Here is a 3,922-nt window from a genome sequence, read left to right as displayed (position 1 = left end):
AGGTATTAGGCAGGGGAAGGAAAGAACTCGGTAAACGAGGGGAAAGTAGCGGTGAAAATTATTTGTTCGATATGAAAAATTCGGTTAATAAAAATCCCCCAGTTCGAACGAATGGGGGATTTAATAGAATGGTTAAATTCAAATTAAGCTTGTGCGTCGCGTAAAGCTTTAATTTTGTCGTGAGAAACCCTTAATGTAGCTTTCTGCTCGGATATTAATGAGCGAAAATGAGCTGGAAGATCGTCTTCATTCAGTGCCATCTCATAAGCTTTCTGAGCTGCATCTTCTCCAAATTCGCAATTTTCAAGGACAGCCTTTCTATCGTGTCCACTGAACGCCGCTTTAACGTCCATCCAAGCACGGTAAATTTTTCCACTGTTGGTAGTTCCTTGCTCTATTTCTTCCCCAGAAGCGCCTACTTCAGTAGCCAAAGCTAATTTTAACGTATGACTTTCTCCAATCATCTGGGTAAATAAGGCTTTTAAATCCTCATCTCCTTCTTTTAACTCTTCTTTTGCTCTTTGATAACCTTCAATCCTATCGTTGTTTATCAAAATCAGGTCGTTTAAAACCCCTGTGCTTTCTTTAGTTTCCATAATAGTTAATGTTGTTTGATTAAATTTATAACACACTGATTTTGAATTTGGTTTGGCAAAAGTGTAATTAACTTAGAATAAAGTTTAATGCGGAAGAGCTATTGAAAAGAAATATTGAATGCCGGGAAGGCCGAATCTATTGAATTTAGAAGATATTGAAATTCAATACAGGTATGCAATCTGGTTAAGATAATAATTTCTGACGCAGCAGAAACTCCAGTTGATCGTTGGAAACGGCGAGTTTACTGTTCATCTCTTTAATTTGTTTGTTAGCCTTATATACTTCGAATGCCTTTCTGATTGTTTCGTCCAGCTCATTTTCACTCCATGGTTTACTTAGGTAATGAAAAATTTTACCTTTGTTAACCGCATCGATAACTGCATTCATATCCGCATATCCTGTTAACAATATGCGAATGGGGTCAGGGTACTTCTCGAGAATGTTTTCAAGAAACTCAATCCCGGTCATATTCGGCATCCTCTGATCTGTGATAATAATCTCAATCGGTTTCTTTTCCAGAACCTTTATTGCGGCGGCGGCACTGAGCGCAATGGAAATATTATATTTAAGTCTAAAGGTAGCTTTGAATGATATCAGGTTATTTTCTTCGTCATCAACGTACAGGATATCGATCTTTTTATCAGACATTTGTTGTAACATTAATATTTTAGCAAAAATACGGATTATAAACAAAAAGTACCTAAGTAGTCAGGTAAATTACTCATGAAACCCGATTATTAAATCTTAACTGGCATTCAAAAAAATATTTAGCACTTTGAAGCCGGATATAATTATAAATGGAAATACAATTCAATAACGGAAACCCTGTGGTAAGGCTGAGGGCTTTCAGAGCCATAGATGACCCAAGATCGTGTGAATTGTTTGTTGAAGGGCATAAACGCGTTCTAACCAGCATTGGCGTGGAAAAGGTAACATCTTCCAATAACGAATGGGTTGATAATCCAGCTGCTTTTGTGATGATAGTGGAATCGCTCAATAAAAAGCATATCTATGGTGGGGCCCGTATACACGTCGCCGGAGGATCTGAACCGCTGCCTATCGAACAAGCGACTGGGGCTTTGGACTCATCAATTTATGATATGGTGTATAGCTATGCCAAAAAAGGCACAGGCGAGGGCTGCGGATTATGGAACTCCAGAGAAATTGCCGGCTACGGCATTGGAAGTATCTTTTTAACCCGTGTAGGTGTGGCGATGTCTACCCAGATTGGTTTAGATTCCCTTTTTGGGTTATGTGCTCCTTATACAGTTAAGATGGCCCAAAGTGTCGGCTACGAGATCGAGGAGGGAATTGGAAACAACGGTACCTTTTATTATCCAAAACTAGATTTGGTGGCAACCGTACTTATCCTGCGGGACCTGGAAAAACTGAGTAAAGCCGATCAGGAGAATAGAGAGGCTATCCGCTTACTTCGCGAAAATCTTCGGGGAGTCAGGATTGAGGAACTTCGTAAAAAGAAGATAGAGATCCATTATGACATTGAAATTCCTAATATGGACAAGTGGGACCTGCAAGCTACCATTGCAAATGTTCAAAAGGGAGCATCAATAGGAAATGTTGATGAAAGCAGTCTTAATTTACTGTAATTTTAGAGCTCACGAAAACTGTGTTCAATTGTTAAATTACTTTTAATCAGATTCCATGACATCCAGGTTCAGCACACTAATTAGTGCCTCCAAACAATTAAACCGGATTTATCAACCCCTAATTTTTCGAACTGATCACCCTGCCGATCTGCATTCGCTGGAAGAACTGTCACAGTCGGGCCAAATTGTCTTTGTTCACGATGAGCTTTATAACCAGTTGCAGGAACTGATAAAAATGAAATGTCCTTCTGTTAAAATAAAAGAAGAAGATTACGCGTCCCTTATTAAAGGTCATTTAGCAGGAAGAGATATTAATAATTACGGGGTATGGGTGTACTATCCCTGGAGTCGCCGTCTGGTTCATATGCTCGATAAAGAAGAGTTTATTCACGTCCGAACCAATCGCAACCAATATAAAATAACACGTAAGGAACAAGAAATACTTAATACGAAAATCATTGGTATTGTCGGCCTATCTGTGGGTCAATCTATAGCGCTGACACTGGCGATGGAACGTGGATTTGGAGAACTCCGTCTCACAGATTTTGACACACTTGAATTAAGTAATCTAAATCGTATCCGTACCGGAGCGCATAATCTTGGGGTTCCCAAGGTTGTAATAACGGCCAGAGAAATTGCAGAAATAGATCCATTCTTAAATGTAACCTGTTTCTTCGAAGGATTAACTGAAGAAAATATGGATTCTTTCTTTTCCGAAAATGGCAAGCTTGATTTATTAGTTGACGAATGTGATGGACTAGACATCAAGATACTTGCCCGGGCAAAGGCCAGGGAGCTTCGTATCCCTGTATTAATGGATACAAGTGATCGGGGTATGCTTGACGTAGAGCGTTTTGACCTTGAACCTCATCGGGCTTTACTGCACGGAACCATTAATAATATCGATCCTAAAAAAATAAAGGGTCTAAGTACAGAAGACAAAATCCCTGTCATGTTACAAATGCTGGGTATTGAAAACATTTCTCTGCGGGCAAAAGCTTCCATGCTTGAGGTGGAGCAAACCATAAACACGTGGCCGCAATTGGCGAGTTCGGTTGCATTAGGCGGAGCTGTGGGAACCGATGTTTGCCGGCGAATTCTGCTTGACCAGTTCCATGATTCTGGAAGATATTATATTGATTTGGATGAATTGGTAACTGATAAGGAAATACCCGATAAGAAAAATTTCATCAGGGACAACCCTTACTCGCCTCTTTTAATTGATGAAATGCAGTCGATTATCGCCAGGCAAAAACTGGAATATTCTGCTGACGATGTTTATCCCGATAAGGAAACTATTATTAAATTGATACGTGCTGCCTCTGCTGCTCCTTCAACAGGTAATGACCAGCCCTGGAAATGGGTATACCAACAAGGAGCCTTATATCTTTTTCATAATGAAAATCGATCTTTTTCTTTCGGCGATTTTCAAAAAACAGCTTCATTTATAAGTCTAGGGGCATCCTATGAAAATTTATATATTCTTGCATGCAGTTTGGGTCTGGAACCCTCTTATTTCTTCTCCCCGGATAGTAACGCTGAGAAACTGGTAGCAATAGTCCGTTTCAAAAAGCTTGGAGAAAACCGGGACCTGAATCTTGTAAAAAACCTCGATAAAGCAATTTTTAAACGGCATACCCACAGAAACCTGGGACCGAAAACCCCTATTGGGCCGGACCTTTTATCGACTCTTAAGAACCTGGCAGAATCTATTCCAG

Annotated in this window: 4 protein-coding genes; 2 read left to right on the top strand and 2 right to left on the bottom strand. The window is 39.9% G+C overall.

What is annotated here, in order from left to right; all coding sequences use genetic code 11:
* Positions 1-143: 143 nt before the first annotated feature.
* Both WBJ10_RS14790 and WBJ10_RS14785 read right to left on the bottom strand, forming a co-directional pair.
* Positions 144-596, bottom strand: a complete 453-nt coding sequence (locus tag WBJ10_RS14790) for a PA2169 family four-helix-bundle protein (protein ID WP_424291636.1) — start codon at positions 594-596, stop codon at positions 144-146.
* A gap of 184 nt (positions 597-780) precedes the next feature.
* Positions 781-1,245, bottom strand: a complete 465-nt coding sequence (locus WBJ10_RS14785; protein ID WP_424291634.1) for a response regulator — start codon at positions 1,243-1,245, stop codon at positions 781-783.
* 149 nt (positions 1,246-1,394) lie between these two features.
* Here WBJ10_RS14785 and WBJ10_RS14780 point away from each other — a divergent pair, with 149 nt between their 5' ends.
* Both WBJ10_RS14780 and WBJ10_RS14775 read left to right on the top strand, forming a co-directional pair.
* Entirely contained in the window at positions 1,395-2,204 is an 810-nt protein-coding gene (locus WBJ10_RS14780) for a hypothetical protein (protein WP_424291632.1), read from the top strand.
* Positions 2,205-2,259: 55 nt separating this feature from the next.
* On the top strand, positions 2,260-3,922 hold a 1,663-nt coding region (locus tag WBJ10_RS14775), incomplete at its 3' end, for an Rv1355c family protein (protein WP_424291630.1).

The organism is Daejeonella sp. (assembly GCF_049655485.1).
Lineage (GTDB): Bacteria > Bacteroidota > Bacteroidia > Sphingobacteriales > Sphingobacteriaceae > Daejeonella.
The sequence above is the reverse complement of the archived record's forward strand: the minus strand, read 5'-3'. Positions and strand labels throughout refer to the sequence as shown.

What these genes read in the sequence shown, in the direction of transcription:
- WBJ10_RS14790 (WP_424291636.1), bottom strand. Translation starts at nt 596, where the DNA reads ATGGAAACTAAAGAAAGCACAGGGGTTTTAAACGACCTGATTTTGATA.
- WBJ10_RS14785 (WP_424291634.1), bottom strand. Translation starts at nt 1,245, where the DNA reads ATGTCTGATAAAAAGATCGATATCCTGTACGTTGATGACGAAGAAAAT.
- WBJ10_RS14780 (WP_424291632.1), top strand. Translation starts at nt 1,395, where the DNA reads ATGGAAATACAATTCAATAACGGAAACCCTGTGGTAAGGCTGAGGGCT.